Genomic DNA, 16,700 nt, shown 5'->3' with positions numbered 1-16,700 from the left:
GAAGCAGGTATCGGGAGTGGCGATGGCAGGCATGGGGATTGGCGATTTTTCCCCAGGGCGAGGGTGAGGTGAGGATGCGCCTCCCAATCACCCCGCAAGGAAAATGCCCATGAATACCGTTGATGACCTCCTGCGTCTGGAAACCGAACGCCAGCGCGCCTTGGTCGAAGAAGACCATGCCCGGCTCGACAGCCTGTTTGCCGATGAACTGCTGTATGTCCACACCACCGGGCTGGTGCAGGACAAGGCGCAGTACCTGGACTATGCCCGCCAGGCGGTGCGCTACCTGGCGGTGGAGCGGGGTGAGCTGGTGGTGCGTCTGTTTGGCGACAGCCTGGCGTTGATGAGCGGGCCGCAATGCAACCTGCTGCAAAAGCGCGGAGGTGGCGAGCCGGTGCGCGCCGAGGGGTTTGCCACGCAAGTCTGGACACGGGATGAGGCGGGGTGGCGAATCGCGTCGTTCCACGGCACCCGCACCGCGGGATAGGCGAACGCCAGTCCGACGCTGGCGCCGTGATCAGTGCAGTTCAGCCGGTTGCCAGCCAGTCGCCTTCCTGCTGGTCGATGCGCTGGATGCAGTCGCGAATGCGCTCGCGCAACCAACGGTGCATGGGGTCGCCCTCCATGCTCCGGTGCCACAGCATGAATTCGCGCATCACCGGAATTTCCATCGGCGTGGGCAGGATGCGCAGCGGCAGGTAGCGCGCATAGAGCCGGGCCAGGCGGCGGTGCATGGTCGCCAGGCGAGGGGTGCCCACCAACAACTGTGGCAGGGTGTTGAAGTCGTTGCTGATTACCTCCAGCCGGCGGTTGACGCCGTACTGGTTCATGATCCAGTCCTCGATGCTGAGGTGCCGGTTGCGGCCGAAGCCCACCGAGATGTGCCCCATCTCCAGGTACTGCTCCAGCGTCAGGCTGTCGCCGACGGCAGGGTTATCGCGCCATACCACGCAGACATGGTCTTCCTCGAACAGCAACTGCGCGGGATGGTCATCGATGATGTAGCGCTCGGGGACAATCATCATGTCCACCTCGCCGCGCATCAGCAGCTCGCCACTGTTGTCGCCGGGGCTGATGATCTCGAAGGTGATGTGTGGCGCTTGCTGGTGGATCTTCTGAATGACCTGGGCAAACAGCACGCTGATCAGGTAATCCGAGGTCACCAGGCGAAAATGCCGCTTGCTGCTGGCAGGGTCGAACACCGGTCTGGCGGTGATCGACGAGCGGATGGTCAGCAGCACTTCACGCACCGGCCCCGCCAGTTCCAGCGCATAGGGTGTGGGCTGCATCTTGCGCCCGACCTGCACCAGCAATTCGTCTTCGAAGAACGTTCGCAGGCGGCCCAGCACACCGCTGGTGGCCGATTGGGTCATGTGCAGGCGTTCGGCGGTGCGGGTGATGTTCTGCTCTTCCAGCAGCACATCTAGCGCGACCAGGAGATTGAGATCCAGGTGGTGAAAACGCATGGTGATGGCTCACGGTTCTTGTAGTTGTTTTGTCGATACCTTCCCGTCGCACCCTTGCGGCGTCAATCCCCGTCCTCTCCTGAAAACCGGCAAACGCCCGGCGCCATGGCCCGCCGCACAGGTATCGCGATTGCCGATGCCAGGCATCCCGGTTGGTGATGGATCCGGCCGCTCACGCCCGGTGTAACAGCGCGTTTCAGGTATCGCGCTGCTCGATAGGTCACATCCCGACAAGCGATTAGTCAGAGCCCGCGGCTCAAGTCAACCTGTGCCCGTCGCCCGGTCTATCCCGCCGGATGGCGCCACCTCGGCATTTCGACCGTACCGGTCCGGCTGCCTTACCGGCCGGTGGTGGCAGAGAAAAAATGCCAACAAAAACAATAAAAGAGGGTTAGTTCGATGGCTATTCGCTCCATCGCCGCATCGCGGCGTGCGCCCTTCACCCTGACGCTCGCAGCGGCGCTGGTCGTCGGTCTTCCGTCCGCCCAGGCGTTCGAGATCCAGACCGGCAACCCGGACCTGAGCCTGCGCTGGGACAACACACTCAAGTACAGCGCCGCCTGGCGCACCCAGGACCAGAGCAGCAAACTCACCACTGGCCAGGTCGCCCTGAACCAGGACGACGGTGACCGCAATTTCAACAAGGGCCTGATCTCCAATCGCCTGGACATCCTCTCCGAACTGGATATCGGTTACCGCGATTTCGGCGCGCGGTTCAGCGGCGCCGGCTGGTTCGACAACGAGTACCAGAAGGACAACGACAACAATGATCCGTCCCGGGCCAACGTGCGCTCGGTGGCGTATGACCAGTTCAGCGACGACACCCGTCACCTGCACGGCGGCGATGCCGAACTGCTGGATGCGTTCGTGTACTGGAACGGTGATGTGGCGGACCGCGCCGCCTCGGTGCGGCTCGGTCGTCACGGGCTGATCTGGGGCGAGAGCCTGTTCTTCGGCGCCAACGGCATTGCCGGCGGCATGGCGCCGGTGGACGTGGTCAAGGCCGTGTCGGTGCCCAACACCCAGTTCAAGGAAATCACTCGCCCGGTCAGCCAGCTCTCCGGCACCTTCCAACTGACCGACGCGCTATCGCTCGGCGCCTACTACCAGTTCGAGTGGGAAGAAACCCGGCTGCCGGGGGCTGGCAGTTATTTCTCGGTCAGCGACACCATCGGCCAAGGCAACGAGCGGCTGATTACCGGCGCACCGTTCCCGGCGTTCCTCGGTGGCAACCCGAACAGCCCGGCGGCGTTCTTCCACGGTAACGACAAGGAAGCGAAAAGCTCGGGGCAGGGCGGCCTGCAGTTGCGCTACACCGCGGATACCGTCGAGTACGGTCTGTATGCGATCCAGTACCACGACAAGTCGCCCAAGCTGTACCTGAAACCCAACGCCACCGGCCCGAACTTCGCCACCGGGCAGATCGGCGAGTACTACTGGGTGTACCCGGAAAATATCCGTGCGCTGGGCGCCAGCTTCGCCACCAGCCTCGATGAATTCAGCTTCGCCGGTGAGGCGTCGATGCGCTGGAACATGCCGCTGGTGTCCAACGGCCAGACCGTCACGCCGGGCATGGTCGCGGACAACGACGACCATCCGCTGTATGCCGTCGGCCGCACCGCGCACCTGAACCTGAACATGATCGCCTCGCTGGGCCCGTCGTTTGTCGCCAACGAAGCCAGTCTGGTGGGCGAGGTCGCCTGGAACCGTCTGCTCAGCGTGACCAAGAACCGCGCCGCGCTGGACCCCGGCGCCACCGACGATGGCGTCGGCCTCAAGCTGGTCTACACCCCGACGTATCGCCAGTTGTTCCCCGGCATCGACCTCAGCGTACCGCTGGGCATCAGCTACTTCCCCATGGGCAAGTCGGCGGTGGTCGGCAGTTTCGGCCCCGACCGCGGTGGCGATATGAATATCGGCGTCACCGCCACCTACCTCGACCGGGTCACCTTCGGCCTGACCTACACCCACTACTACGGCCCCGAGGACACCAACCTCAATTCGCTGTCGCAGTTCACCTTCAAACAAGCACTGAAAGACCGGGACTACCTGGCCTTCTCGGTTAAAACAACATTCTGAGGGGACGTTCATGACCTTGCCTTTTTCTCTCAAGACCTTCTGCGTCGCCGTGCTCGGCGCCGCGGCCCTGAGCCTGCAACCGGCCCAGGCCGCCAGCCCCGATGACCTCGGCAAGCAACTGACGCCCATGGGCGCCGAGCGTGCCGGCAACGCCGACGGCAGCATTCCGGCCTGGGACGGCGGCTACACCAAGGTGGACCCGTCCTTCAAACAGGGCGGCAAGCGCAGCGATCCCTTTACCGCCGACAAGCCGCTGTACAGCATCACCGCGAAGAACCTGGACCAGTACGCCGGCAAGCTCAGCGATGGCACCAAGGCCATGTTCAAGCGCTACCCGGAAAGCTACCGCATTGACGTCTACCCGACCCGCCGCACTGCCGCCGCGCCGCAATGGGTCTATGACAACACCCTGAAGAACGCCCGCGAGGCCAGGCTGGTGGACAGCAGCGCCGGACCGGTACCGGAAAACGCCTATGGCGGTATTCCGTTCCCGCTGCCGAAAAATGGCGCGGAAGCGATGTGGAACCACCTGTTGAACTGGCGCGGCACCTCGCTGGCCATGGACTTCCGCCACTACCTGATGACCGCCGACGGCGCCCAGGTGATGACCACTGACGGCAAGGCCATCCAGGAGATGCCGTACTACTACCCGGATGGCAACGCCGCCAGTTTCGATGGCGACTACTGGCTGTTCCGCCTGCTCAACGTCGGTCCGGCGCTGCGCGCGGGCGAGCAGATCATGGGTCGCACCAACATCAACGGCGACAAGTCCCAGGCCCACGTCTACCTCACCGGCCAACGCCGTGTGCGCAAGTTGCCCAACGCCTGTTGCGACACGCCGACGCCGGCCACCGCCGGGGTCATGTCGTTCGATGAACTCAGCGTGTTCCAGGGCCGTATGGACCGCTTCGACTGGAAGCTGGTGGGCAAGCAGGAGATGTACATCCCCTACAACACCAACAAGATCCAGACCGCCGCGAAGCCCGAAGACCTGTTCGCCAAGCACCACCTCAATCCCGACTACGTGCGCTGGGAACTGCACCGCGTCTGGGTGGTGGAAGCCGACCTGGCACCGGGCAAGCGCCACCAGTTGCCGAAGGGCCGTTACTACCTCGACGAGGACACCTGGCAGGCGATGCTCGGCGATCGTTGGGACGCCAATGGCCAACTGGCCAAGACCCTCTGGTCGCTGCCGTCGGTGATGCCTGACCTGCCGGCCGTGGCGCAGTTGTCCTCGGGCTTCTACGACCTGGTGTCCGGGGCCTGGTTTATCCAGAACCTCTACACCGGCAAGGACCAGCAATACGCCATCGTCGATCGCTACAAGGCCGCCGAGTTTTCCCCGGCAGCCATGGCCGGACGCGGCGTGCGCTGATGAGCCGAGGGGAGGGCGCGCGTCGCTCTCCCGCCCAGGACTGGATTCGAGGTAGATATGAACAGAGTGCTTCAGTTGAGCGGCCTGTTGCTGGCCCTCGCCTTGCCGATGGCGTCGCAGTGCTTCGCCCAGGCGTCGGTGCACCGCCTGAAGGTAGGCGATGTGCTGGAGAGCCCGGCGAGCCAGGTGCCGAACCCGCAAAGGGCGGTGTACACCGCGCTGGCCCGGGCTGGCGAACGGCTGGTGGCGGTGGGCGAGCGCGGGTTGGTCCTGCTGTCCGATGACAATGGCCGGCAATGGCGGCAGGTGCCGGTGCCGGTCTCGGTGGGCCTGACCGCCGTGCAGTTCGCCGATGCGCGCAGTGGGTGGGCGGTGGGGCATGCCGGGGTGGTGCTGGCGACCCGCGACGGCGGCGAAAGCTGGGCCTTGCAACTGGACGGCCGGGAAGCCGCTCGACTGGAGCTGGAAGAGGCCAGCCGTGCCTTGCCCGGCGCGGCGGATGAGGCGGCGGCGCAGTTGCGCCTGGACACCGCGCAACGCATCGCCGCAGAACAACCGGACAAACCGTTTCTGGCCATCGCTGCCAGCGATGCCGCCAACGTGCTGGTTGTCGGTGCCTATGGCCTGGCCATGCGCAGCACCGACGGCGGCAACCATTGGCATTCGCTGATGGGCCGGATCGACAACCCGGAGGGCCTGCACCTGTACGCGGTCGCTCGCCAGGGTGATGCCTGGGTATTGGCCGGCGAGCAGGGTTACCTGGCCCGTTCCGCCGACGGCGAGGACTTCCATCCGCTGCCCAGCCCCTACAGCGGCAGCCTGTTCACCCTGGCCCCCCGGGGCGATGGCGCACTGCTGATCGGTGGGCTCAAGGGCAATGCCTTCGTCCTCGCCGCCGATGCGCCAGAGGCTGAAGCCCTGCCGGCGTTGGCCGCGGTGTCCTTCAGCGACGCCATCACCCTGGGCGACGGCAGCGTGCTGCTGGCCAACCAGGCGGGCGGCTTGTTCGCCAGCTCGCCCGACGGCTTTGCCGCTGTCTTCGAGCCGCTGCGCAAACCGGTGTCGGCCGCTATCCAGGCCGCCGATGGCAGCCTGGTGTTCGCCGGCTTTACCGGGCTTTCGCGCGTCGCGCCGCCCGCTGTTTCCGCTTCGGAGTGACCCTCATGAATTGCGCAAGTCGCCCTCCCGCCCCCAGCGGCCCGGAGGCGTTCGATCCACGCTCCGGCTCGCTGGTCGAGCGGGCCCTGTTCAACCATCGCCACTGGGTCTTGCTGCTGTGCCTGCTGACCACCGTCCTGCTGGGCTGGCAGTCGGCACGCCTGGAACTCAATGCCAGCTTCGAAAAGATGATCCCGACCGGGCATCCCTATATCGCCAATTACCTGGAACGGCAGCAGGAGTTGTCGGGCCTGGGCAATGCCTTGCGCATTGCTGTGGCGAATCCCAAGGGCGATATCTATGACGCCGGCTACCTGCGCACGCTGCAGGCCCTCAGCGAGCAGATCTACCTGCTGCCGGGTGTCGACCGTGCCTACATGAAATCGCTGTGGACCCCGGCAACCCGCTGGGTCTCGGTCACCGAGGACGGCCTGGACGGCGGCCCGGTGATCCCCGACGACTATGACGGCAGCCCGAAGTCTCTGGGCGAACTGCGGCGCAATGTGCAGGTGTCCAACGAGATCGGCCAACTGGTGGCGTTCGACCAGCGCTCCAGCATCATTTATGTGCCGTTGCTGGCGCGCACCCCTGACGGCCAGGCGCTGGACTACGCGGTGCTGTCCGAGCGCCTTGAAGCCTTGCGGGCGAAGTTCCAGGGCGATAGCGTCGACATCCACATCACCGGCTTCGCCAAGAAAGTCGGCGACCTGATCGAAGGGCTGCAGCAAATTCTGCTGTTCTTCGCCGTGGCCATCCTGATCACCACCGCGGTGCTCTACGCCTACACCCGTTGCGTGCGCAGCACCTTGCTGGTGGTGGCCTGTTCGCTGGTGGCGGTGGTCTGGCAACTGGGCTTGCTGCCGTTGCTGGGCTTCCAGCTCGACCCCTATTCGGTGCTGGTGCCGTTCCTGGTGTTCGCCATCGGCATGAGCCACGGCGCGCAGAAGATGAACGGCATCATGCAGGACATCGGTCGCGGCATGCACCGCGTGGTGGCGGCGCGCTTCACCTTCCGCCGCCTGTTCCTGGCCGGGCTTACCGCGTTGCTCTGCGATGCCGTGGGTTTTGCTGTGCTGATGATCATCCAGATCAAGGTCATCCAGGACCTGGCGATCATCGCCAGCATTGGCGTGGCGGTGCTGATTTTCACCAACCTCATCTTGCTGCCGGTGCTGCTGTCGTATGTCGGCGTCAGTCCACGTGCCGCCGAACTCAGCCTGCGCAGCGAACGTGCCGAGGAGAGCGGCAAGGCGCGCCATCCGTTCTGGCGTTTTCTCGACCTGTTCACCCGCAAGCCGTGGGCGACGCTGTGCATCGGCGTCAGCCTGGTCATGGCCGTGCTCGGTTTTCTGGTCAGCCTGCACCTGGCCATCGGCGACCTCGATGCCGGCGCGCCGGAGCTGCGCGCCGACTCGCGCTACAACCGTGACGACGCCTTCATGACCCAGGCCTACGGTGCCAGCAGCGACCTGTTCGCGGTCATGGTGCAGACGCCTGCCGGTGCCTGCGCCCGCTACGACGTGCTGCGCAAGGTCGATGAACTGGACTGGCAACTGCGCAGCCTGCCGGGCGTGGACTCGACCAACTCGCTGGCGCTGCTCAATCGACGGATGCTGGTCGGGTTGTCCGAAGGCAACCCGAAATGGTACGAGCTGCAGAACAACCAGGCGATGCTCAACATGATCACCGCCAGCGCGCCACGCGGTTTGTACAACGAGTCCTGCAGCCTGCTGACGCTGTACGTCTACCTCAGCGACCACAAGGCCGAAACCCTGACCCGGCTGGTCGAGCATGTCGAAGGATTCGCTGCGGCCAACAACACCGATGAGGTGAAATTCCTGCTCGCCGCCGGCAATGCCGGGATCGAGGCGGCCACCAATATCGTCGTGCGCGAGGCCAACCGCGAGATGCTGTTCTGGGTCTACGGGGCGGTGATCCTGCTCTGCCTGGTGACCTTCCGCTCCTGGCGCGCCACCGTGTGTGCGGTGATCCCGCTGATGCTCACGTCCATTCTGTGCGAGGCGCTGATGGTCTGGCTCGGTATCGGGGTCAAGGTCGCCACGCTGCCGGTGATCGCCCTGGGTGTTGGTATCGGGGTCGATTACGCGCTGTACGTGATGAGCATCCTGCTCGGCCATTTGCGCCAGGGCGCCAGTCTTTCCGAGGCGTATTACCGCGCCCTGGTGTCCACCGGCAAGGTGGTGATGCTGACCGGCGTGACACTGGCCATCGGCGTCGGCACCTGGATGTTCTCGCCCATCAAGTTCCAGGCCGACATGGGCGTGCTGCTGGCCTTCATGTTCGTCTGGAACATGGTCGGCGCGCTGGTGCTGCTGCCGGCATTGGCGCGTTTTCTGTTGCCGGTGCGCGAGCGGTCCGCCGCAGACACTGTGCAAACGCCCGCCGCCCAGGAGGTGACCCATGCGTAATCAAACCCAGGCGGGCTTGCCGCAATCGCTGTTGCTGTTGCTCGGCAGTTGCCTGCCGGTGCTGGGTGCCGTGTTGCTGGCGCCGGTGCTGCCGCGCATGCACGAGCACTTCGCCAACGATCCGCTGGTTGCCGTGCTGGTGCCGGTGAGCCTGACCATTCCGGCGCTGGTGATTGCGTTACTGGCGCCGTTCGCCGGACTGATCGCCGACCGCCTCGGGCGCAAGCCTTTGCTGCTGGGCTCGATGCTGCTGTACAGCCTGTTCGGTCTGCTGCCGCTGTGGCTGGAATCGTTGCCGGCGATCGTCGCCAGCCGTGCCGGTCTGGGCCTGGCGGAGGCGGGGATCATGACCTGCTGCACCACCCTGATTGGCGACTATTACCAGGGCGCCCGGCGTGAGCGTTTGTTCGCCTTGCAGATGGTCTGCACTTCGCTATCGGCGGCGGTGTTCATCAGCGTTGGCGGCGCGTTGGGGCAGGACGATTGGCGCACCCCTTACACCCTGTATGGCGTCGGTCTGCTGTTCTTGCCGCTGATGGCGTGGCTGTTGTGGGAGCGTCAGGCATCGGCGATTCAGGTCGAGGCCGAAAGCAGCGGGTTTCCCTGGAGCACCTTGTTGCCGCTGTACCTGTTCAGCCTGCTGGCCGGTGCCAGCCTGTTCATCGTGCCGGTGCAGGCGGGCTTTCTGCTGGGACTGTTGCAGGTCGATTCACCGCAGCAGATCGGCATGGTCATGGGCGCCAACCAGTTGGGTGTGATGCTTGGCGCCCTGAGTTTCCGTCTGTTCCATCGCTGTGCCCGGCAGCACCTTCTGCTTCTGGCGTTCGTCACAGCCGGGCTTGGCGGATGGCTGATGGCGCGGGCCGGGAGTCCAGCGTTGCTGACCCTGGCGGTCGCCCTCAACGGCCTGGGCATCGGACTGATGTTGCCAACGCTGATCACCTGGATCATGTCGCGCGCCAGTTTCGCCCAGCGCGGGCGGGCGACCGGAGGCTTCACCGCCGCGCTGTTCGCCGGCGAGTTCGCCAGCCCGCTGCTGGTACTCGGACTGACCGGCGGCAATCACCAGGCCCTGCCGGACGCACTGGCGCTGGTGGGCCTGGCGCAACTGCTCCTGGCCCTGAGCTGCCTGCTGTTGCCGCGCTGGATAGCGCCGCAGGCCGCGCCTGCGCCGACCTTGCCGTGAGGACGCGAACATGAGCATTCATTCGCTGTTTTCCCTTGAAGGCAAACGGGCACTGGTGACCGGCGCCACCCGCGGCATTGGCCTGGCCATCGCGCGCTTGTATGGACAGGCCGGCGCCCGCCTGGTGATCAATAGCGAGCGCGAGGATGACTGCCAGCGGGTTGCTGCCGAACTGAGCGAGGAAGGCATTGCCGTCAGCGCCTTCGCGGCCGACCTCACTGATCGTCAACAGGTCCTCGCCCTGGCCCATCACGCCGGCGCCGTCGATGTGCTGGTGTGCAATGCCGGCGTGGCGCCGCACTTTGGCCCGTTGCACAGCCTCGATGAGCCGCAGTGGCGCATCACTCTCGGCGTCAATCTTGAAAGTGCTCTGTGGCTGAGTGCTGCCCTGTTGCCCGCCATGGCCGAGCGCGGCGGTGGCAGCGTGGTGCTGATGGCGAGTATTGCCGGCGTGCGCGGTAACAAGGCGCTTGGAGCGTATGGGCTGACCAAGGCGGCGCTGGTGCAGTTGGCGCGCAACCTGGCGGTGGAGTGGGGGCCGGCCAATATCCGGGTCAACGCCATCAGCCCGGGCGTGATCGAAACCGCCTTTGCCCGGCCAATGACTGACAACGCGGACATCATGCAGCGCCGCCTGGCGCTCACCCCTTTGCGCCGTGTCGGCACCGCCGATGAGGTGGCGGCACTGGCGTTGCTGCTCGCCACCCCCGGCGGCGCCTTCATCAGTGGACAGAACCTGATAGTCGATGGTGGAACCACCATCGGCGATGGCAATTGAACGGAGTACCCATGCAATCACTTCCCCCTTTCAAACGCGTTGTCACGGGCCACAGCGCCGAAGGCACAGCGCTTGCGGCGCTGGTCGGCGCGGTGCCCAACAGCTTCGATCTCAAGGCCGTGCCCGGTACGGTTTTCCATGAAATCTGGAACAGCGACACGAGCCCGGCCACCCTGGACAACGGCGCGGACCCGACGCTCAAGCCGCTGGTGCTCAGCCCTTCTACGTTGGGCAGCCTGATCCGCGTCGTGGACATCCCGCCCGACAGCGTGCAGAACCAGGTCAGCGACGCCAGCGCCGCGGCGGTCTTTGCCGAAATCGGCGAAGCCCATGCCGGCACCGGCCAGCGCGATTCGAAGCACAAGCTGATGCACCGGACCGAAACCCTCGACTACGGCATCGTCACCGAAGGTGAGGTGTGGCTGGTGCTGGACGATGAAGACGTGCACCTCAAGCGCGGCGACATCGTGGTCCAGCGCGGCACCAATCACGCCTGGAGCAACCGCACCGAGGCGATGGCGCGGATGGTCTTCATTCTGCTCGACGGGCGCTATGCCGACAGCCTGCGCGAGGTGCTGCCATGAAGCTGGCAACCTTGGCCGATGGCAGCCGCGACGGTCGCCTGCTGCTGGTGTCCCGAGACCTGGAGAGGGCGGTGCAAGTCACTGATATCGCCCCAACGTTGCAGGCGGCCATCGACGACTGGGCCCGCGTCGAACCGGTGTTGCAGGCGCGCTACGAGGCCCTGAATCACGGCGATGTCGAGGGCGCTTTCGCCTTCGATCCCGAGCAGGTCATGGCGCCGTTGCCGCGGGCCTGGCAATGGCTGGATGGCTCGTGTTTTCTCAGCCATGGAGAGCTGATGCAGCGGGCATTCCAGCTCGACCCCATCGAAGGTGTCGAGGACACGCCGCTGATGTATCAAGGTGCGGGCGATGACTTCCTCGGGCCGCGGCAGGACATCGCGTTGCCCAGCGAAGCCCATGGCATCGATTTCGAGGGCGAGTTCGCGGTGCTGGTGGATGAAGTGCCAATGGGCTGTTCCGCCGCCGAGGCGCTGGCGCATGTGCGGCTGATTCTTCAGGTCAACGACGTCAGCTTGCGGGCCTTGGCGCCACGGGAAATGAAGACCGGTTTCGGCTTTATCCAGGCCAAGTCGTCCTCCAGTTTTGCGCCGGTGGCGGTGACCCCGGATGAGTTGGGCGAGGACTGGCGCGACGGCCGCGTGCACCTGCCGCTGAACGTGACGCGCAACGGCGAGTGGTTCGGTCATCCCCATGGCGGCGCGATGCATTTCGGTTTTCACCGGTTGATCGCTCATGCGGCCCTGACCCGCCGCCTGAGCGCCGGCACCCTGATCGGTTCCGGCACGGTCTCCAACGCCGATCGCAGTGTCGGCTCGGCGTGCATTGCCGAGCGCCGCGCGGTGGAAATGATCGAGCACGGCGCGCCACGCACGGCGTTCATGCGCTTTGGCGAACGGGTGCGCATGGAGGTTCGCGGCGCTGACGGCACGGCGCTGTTCGGCAGCATTGACCAGCAGGTGGTCAAGGCGGGTGCAGCATGCGCGTGATGGTCACTGGCGCCGCGGGCTTTCTCGGTCGCCAATTGGTGCAGCGGCTGCTGGCGGTCGGGCAACTGCGAGGGCGTCGCATCGAGGCGCTGATACTGCTTGATCAGCGCCTCGACGGTTTTCCGGATGATCGTCGCCTGCGCCATCTGAGCGGCAGCATCACCGACCCCGCGCTGCTGCGCCGGGGGCTGGCCGATGGCGTCGATGTGGTCTTCCATCTGGTCAGCATTGCCGGTGGCGCCGCCGAGGAAAATTATGAGCTGGGCCGGCAGGTGAACCTGCTCGCCACCCTGCAGTTGCTGGACCTGTTGCGTCACTCGCAGCAGCTTCCAGTACTGGTGTACGCCAGCAGCGTGGCGGTCTACGGCGGCGATCTGCCGGCGCGGATGGACGAGCATCACCGGCCGCGACCAGCGCTGTCCTATGGCGCCCACAAGCTGATGATCGAAAACCATCTGAACGATCTCGGCCGTCGCGGCGAGGTCGATGGCCGCGCCCTGCGCCTGCCCGGCATCGTCGCCCGGCCGGGTGACGGCAACGGCCTGCGCTCGGCCTTCATGAGCGTGCTTCTGCAGCGTTTCGCTGCGGGTGAACCCTATCAGTGCCCGGTGTCAGCCGAGGCCACGTCCTGGTGGATGTCCGCGTCCTGCTGCGTGGATAACCTGCTGCATGCCGCCGGGTTCGACCTCGCGACGGACGCGCCGTCGCGGGTCTGGCAACTGCCGGTCCTGCACCTGTCCATTGGCGATGTGGTGGATGCCCTGGCCGAGGTGTTCGGCGAGGAGCGCCGGTCGCTGATCAGCTTCCAGCCGGATGCGGCCCTCGAAGCCCTGTTCGGACGTTTTCCACCTTTGCGAACCCCGCTGGCCCGCGAGCGTGGCTTTCGTCACGACGGCACGGCGCGGGCGCTGGTTCGCCACGCGCTTGACCTTACTCAGCGCCCGCGCGTTTCCCGCGTGACCGCTGCAACCGCTTGAGAGGAACTGCGATGACTTTGTCCCTGAACCCGCTCCAGACCCGAAAGCGCCGCCTGGTCGATCTGTCGGTAACCCTGGACAACAACCCCTACACCGACCCACCGCCGCTGCTGCCGAAAATCGACTACATGGACCACCAGCAAGGCTGGCCGGAAATGGCCGCGATGTTTCCCGGCCTGACCCTTGATCAGATGCCCGGCCAGGAATCCTGGGCCGCCGAGCGCCTCTCCATCACCACCCACAGCGGCACGCACATGGATGCGCCCTGGCATTACGCCTCGACCACCGACGGCGGCAAGCCGGCCTTCGGCATCGATGAGCTGCCGCTGGACTGGTGCCTGCAACCGGGGGTGAAGCTGGACTTCCGGCATCTGCCGGATGGCCATATCGTCAGCGCCGCCGAGGTCGAGGCCGAACTGCAACGCATCGGTCACAGGTTGCAGCCGCTGGATATCGTGCTGATCAACACCCGCGCCGGCAGCCTGTTCGGCCAGCCGGGCTACCTGGATGCGGGGATCGGCATGGGCCGCGAGGCAACCCTGTATCTGCTCGATCGCGGGGTACGCGTGGTCGGCACCGACGCCTGGAGCTGGGACGCGCCGTTCAGCTTTACCCGCCAGCGCTTCGCCGAAAGCGGTGATGCCTCGATCATCTGGGAAGGGCACAAGGCGGGTCGCGATATCGGCTACGGGCAGATGGAAAAGCTCGCCAATCTCGACAGCTTGCCGGCCAATGGTTTTCTGGTGTCGTGCTTCCCGTACAAGATCAAACACGCCTCCGCCGGGTTTGTCCGTGCCGTTGCCATCTTCGAAGAATAAAAAGTGAGGTTCGCGTGCGCTTTCCCTTTCTCCTCGCCGCGCTGGCATGCGCGGCGCCGACCTTTGCTGCGACTGCCGAGCGGCCCAATATCCTGCTGATCGTCGCCGATGACCTCGGCTATTCCGATCTCGGCGCCTTCGGTGGCGAGATCGACACGCCGGTGCTGGATCAACTGGCGTCCACAGGGCTGCAACTGACCAACATGTACGCGGCCCCGACTTGCTCGCCGACCCGCTCGATGCTGATGTCCGGCACCGACAATCACCTGGTCGGGCTGGGCACCATGGCTGAGGGCATCCAGCCGTTCCAGCAGGGCAAACCGGGCTATGAGGGCTACCTCAACCAGCAGGCCCATTCGATTGCCGAGCTGTTGCGCGACGGCGGCTACCGCACCAGCATGGTGGGCAAATGGCACCTCGGCCTGACGCCTGAACAGGGCCCTGACCGACGCGGATTCGAGCAGTCGTTCACCTTGCTCGAAGGCGGTGGTGTGCACTTCAAGCCACCGGCGCAGCCCATGGCGAAAATCGAGCAGATCACTTATCGCGAGAACGGCAAGCCGGTGGAACTGCCGGACGATTTCTACTCCTCGGACTTCTACACCGACAAGCTGATCGACTACCTGCGCCAGGGGCAGGGCAGCGGCAAGCCGTTCTTCGCCTACGCCGCCTACACCTCGCCGCATTGGCCGTTGCAGGCGCCGGATGCCTGGCGTGATGTTTACCGCGGGCGTTACGACGAAGGCTACGACAAGGTCCGCGAGGCACGGATCGAGCGGCTGCGGGAGAAGGGCCTGCTACCGGCGGACTTTGTTGCGGCGCAGCGTTTACCGGTCGCGCCGAACCTGCCTGGCTGGGAACAACTGAGCGCGGATCAGCGCCGCAGTGAGGCGCGTAAAATGGAGATCTACGCGGCGATGGTCGGCAACCTCGACCACAACATCGGTCGGCTGCTGGATTATCTGAAAAGCACCGGGCAGTACGACAACACCCTGATCGTGTTCATGTCGGACAACGGCGCTGCTGGCGAACGGCATGAGCAGTTCTACCCGGCGGGCCCGGACACCGACAACCGCCTGGAGAACCTTGGCCGACGCGGTTCGCAGGTCGACTACGGCCTGCGCTGGGCGGAGGTCAGTGCCGCGCCGTTGCGCCTGTTCAAGGGCAGTACCGCCGAGGGCGGCATCAGCGTGCCGGCCATTATCCATCTGCCGCAGGCGCTGGCTCGCCAAGGGCTGGAGCGTAGCGTGGCGCGGGTCGATGACCTGGCGCCGACCTTCCTCGCGCTCGCCGGCCTGCCCGACCCGGGTGACCGTTACCAGGGGCAGCCGAAACACCCGATCACCGGCCGCTCGATGTTGCCGATGCTGGAAGGCAAGGCGCCGGCATCGCCTGTACTGGCGGGTGAATTGTTCGGCAGTCTGTACTACCGCGAAGGCAACCTGAAACTGCTGGGACTGCGCCCCTGGGCCATGCCGGGCGAAGCGCCGCAGCCTTTGCGCTGGCAACTGTTCGACGTCGCCCGTGACCGCGGCGAGGTCGAGGACCTTGCCGCGCGCGAGCCGGAAACGTTCGAGCGGCTGAAGCGTGCATGGCAGGTGTATGCGAAGGAGGTCGGGGTGGTGTTTCCACCTCAGGCCAAGGGGCCGTGAGCTGAACGGGAGCGGTTCTTCACCTCGGTGGTGCAGGCTTCTCCACTTGAAATGGCGACACTGCCGGCCCTGTGGGAGCTGGCTTGCCAGCGATGACGTCGGTGACTTCACCACCGCCATCGCTGGCAAGCCAGCTCCCACAGGGGGGGCGGGCCCCGCGGTGTAGCCGAATGGATAAGTGCACAGCCACGACACCTGGGCAAGCAAAAAAAGGGGCGTCATCCGACGCCCCGATTCACCACGTTAAAACCCCGATTCAATGCTTGGCTGGCGGCCCGCCAGGGAACCATTTCTCCTGATAGTGGAAGAGGAAATACTGCGAGTTGTCCGCGCCAGGAGCGGCGGTGCGGGCGGTCCAGTGTTCGTCATGCAGGTCCATGTCGGCGTCGTATTCGACATGGCAGCCCATGGGGCTGTTGAAGTACCAGAACCAGTTGGAACCCAGTTGGTGGCGTCCCGGTCCCCAGAACGATTCATAACCTTTTTCCACGAACCGGGTCCCGGCCACCAGCACTTCGGTCGGGCCGCCCATGTGGAAGGTGAAGTGCTCGATGCCCTTCATGAACGGTGGCGTCTGGATCAGGAACAGGGTGTGGTGGTCCTGGGTTCCGCCCGGGCGCAGGAACGGACCGGTGTCGGCGAAACGGTCGGTGCAGACGAAACCGAGGCGCTGGTAGAAGGCCTCCGCCCTGGCCGGATCCGGAACGAAATACACCACGTGGGAAAGGCTGCGCGGCAGCGCTGGCATGTCGTCGCTGGCGCCCAGCGCGTTGATTGGCCGTGCGGCAGGCGCGCCAGGCGCATGGCTGGCTTCACCAGGCAGGTCGAGCGTGCGGCGCTGGGTGATGCGAAAGCCCAGGGCGAAGCCCATGTCGTCCACGCAACGCAGCACGCCGTCTTCGCCGCGCACCACCGCGCGATCTTTGCTCAGCTCGGCCTCGATAGCCTGCAGGGTGGCTTCGTCAGCCACGCCATAAACGGTTTCGCGCAGGGTCGTGGCGGTTTCCATTGCCGCCGGCAGGCGCGGGTCGTTGCGGGGACGGATCAGCACGCCGGTGCCATCCAGGGCTTCGAGGTAGCCGCCGTTTTCATCCAGGTCACAAGGCTTGAGGCCGTAGTCGGTCATGTACTGCACACAGTCGGCGACGTTGTCGACGCCGAACACCAGGTAATCGGGTCCGATGATGTTCATGATTTTTTGTCTTCTCT

14 protein-coding genes are annotated in these 16,700 nt (G+C 65.2%); 12 read left to right on the top strand and 2 right to left on the bottom strand.

Annotated elements, in window-relative coordinates:
* Positions 1–109 precede the first annotated feature (109 nt).
* Complete coding sequence (locus tag DM374_RS08875; RefSeq protein WP_110969515.1) at positions 110–487, top strand: nuclear transport factor 2 family protein; 378 nt, start codon at positions 110–112, stop codon at positions 485–487.
* 40 nt (positions 488–527) lie between these two features.
* Here the strand turns inward: DM374_RS08875 and DM374_RS08870 are convergent, their stop codons facing one another.
* Positions 528–1,466, bottom strand: coding sequence for a LysR family transcriptional regulator (locus DM374_RS08870; RefSeq protein WP_110969514.1), 939 nt, complete (start codon positions 1,464–1,466; stop codon positions 528–530).
* 399 nt (positions 1,467–1,865) lie between these two features.
* Between DM374_RS08870 and DM374_RS08865 the strand changes: the two genes are divergently transcribed.
* Genes DM374_RS08865 through DM374_RS08815 form a run of 11 tightly spaced genes read left to right on the top strand, consistent with a single transcriptional unit; the run spans position 1,866 to position 15,491 of the window.
* Positions 1,866–3,545: a DUF1302 domain-containing protein gene (locus DM374_RS08865; RefSeq protein ID WP_110969513.1), complete on the top strand. Its 1,680-nt coding sequence runs from the start codon at positions 1,866–1,868 to the stop codon at positions 3,543–3,545.
* Positions 3,546–3,555: 10 nt separating this feature from the next.
* Positions 3,556–4,920: a DUF1329 domain-containing protein gene (locus DM374_RS08860; RefSeq protein WP_110969512.1), complete on the top strand. Its 1,365-nt coding sequence runs from the start codon at positions 3,556–3,558 to the stop codon at positions 4,918–4,920.
* A 57-nt stretch (positions 4,921–4,977) separates the two neighbouring features.
* Positions 4,978–6,078: a WD40/YVTN/BNR-like repeat-containing protein gene (locus DM374_RS08855; RefSeq protein WP_110969511.1), complete on the top strand. Its 1,101-nt coding sequence runs from the start codon at positions 4,978–4,980 to the stop codon at positions 6,076–6,078.
* A gap of 5 nt (positions 6,079–6,083) precedes the next feature.
* Positions 6,084–8,507 carry an efflux RND transporter permease subunit gene (locus DM374_RS08850; protein ID WP_110969510.1) on the top strand — a complete coding sequence of 808 codons (2,424 nt, stop codon included), beginning with the start codon at positions 6,084–6,086 and terminating at the stop codon, positions 8,505–8,507.
* The gene (locus DM374_RS08845; RefSeq protein WP_110969509.1) at positions 8,500–9,693 is read left to right on the top strand and encodes an MFS transporter; all 1,194 of its coding nucleotides are present in this window, start codon (positions 8,500–8,502) and stop codon (positions 9,691–9,693) included. The genes DM374_RS08850 and DM374_RS08845 overlap by 8 nt, the downstream gene beginning before the upstream one ends.
* A 10-nt stretch (positions 9,694–9,703) precedes the next feature.
* Positions 9,704–10,471, top strand: coding sequence for an SDR family NAD(P)-dependent oxidoreductase (locus tag DM374_RS08840; RefSeq protein WP_110969508.1), 768 nt, complete (start codon positions 9,704–9,706; stop codon positions 10,469–10,471).
* An 11-nt stretch (positions 10,472–10,482) separates the two neighbouring features.
* Entirely contained in the window at positions 10,483–11,055 is a 573-nt protein-coding gene (locus DM374_RS08835; protein ID WP_110969507.1) for a cupin domain-containing protein, read from the top strand.
* Positions 11,052–12,044, top strand: a complete 993-nt coding sequence (locus tag DM374_RS08830) for a fumarylacetoacetate hydrolase family protein (protein ID WP_110969506.1) — start codon at positions 11,052–11,054, stop codon at positions 12,042–12,044. The genes DM374_RS08835 and DM374_RS08830 overlap by 4 nt, the downstream gene beginning before the upstream one ends.
* The gene (locus tag DM374_RS08825; protein WP_110969505.1) at positions 12,035–13,021 is read left to right on the top strand and encodes an NAD-dependent epimerase/dehydratase family protein; all 987 of its coding nucleotides are present in this window, start codon (positions 12,035–12,037) and stop codon (positions 13,019–13,021) included. Before DM374_RS08830 ends, DM374_RS08825 begins: the two co-directional genes overlap by 10 nt.
* An 11-nt stretch (positions 13,022–13,032) precedes the next feature.
* Positions 13,033–13,839 (top strand): cyclase family protein, encoded by an 807-nt coding sequence (locus tag DM374_RS08820; protein ID WP_110969504.1) that lies wholly within the window; start codon positions 13,033–13,035, stop codon positions 13,837–13,839.
* 14 nt (positions 13,840–13,853) lie between these two features.
* On the top strand, positions 13,854–15,491 hold the full coding sequence (locus DM374_RS08815) for an arylsulfatase (RefSeq protein WP_110969503.1): 1,638 nt from the start codon (positions 13,854–13,856) through the stop codon (positions 15,489–15,491).
* Between the two features lie 256 nt (positions 15,492–15,747).
* On the opposite strand, the gene DM374_RS08810 is transcribed toward DM374_RS08815, so the two are convergent.
* Positions 15,748–16,683, bottom strand: a complete 936-nt coding sequence (locus DM374_RS08810; protein WP_110969502.1) for a VOC family protein — start codon at positions 16,681–16,683, stop codon at positions 15,748–15,750.
* Between the last annotated feature and the right edge of the window lie 17 nt (positions 16,684–16,700).

This window comes from Pseudomonas huaxiensis (assembly GCF_003231275.1).
GTDB lineage: Bacteria > Pseudomonadota > Gammaproteobacteria > Pseudomonadales > Pseudomonadaceae > Aquipseudomonas > Aquipseudomonas huaxiensis.
This window is presented reverse-complemented; position numbering and strand designations above follow the sequence as displayed.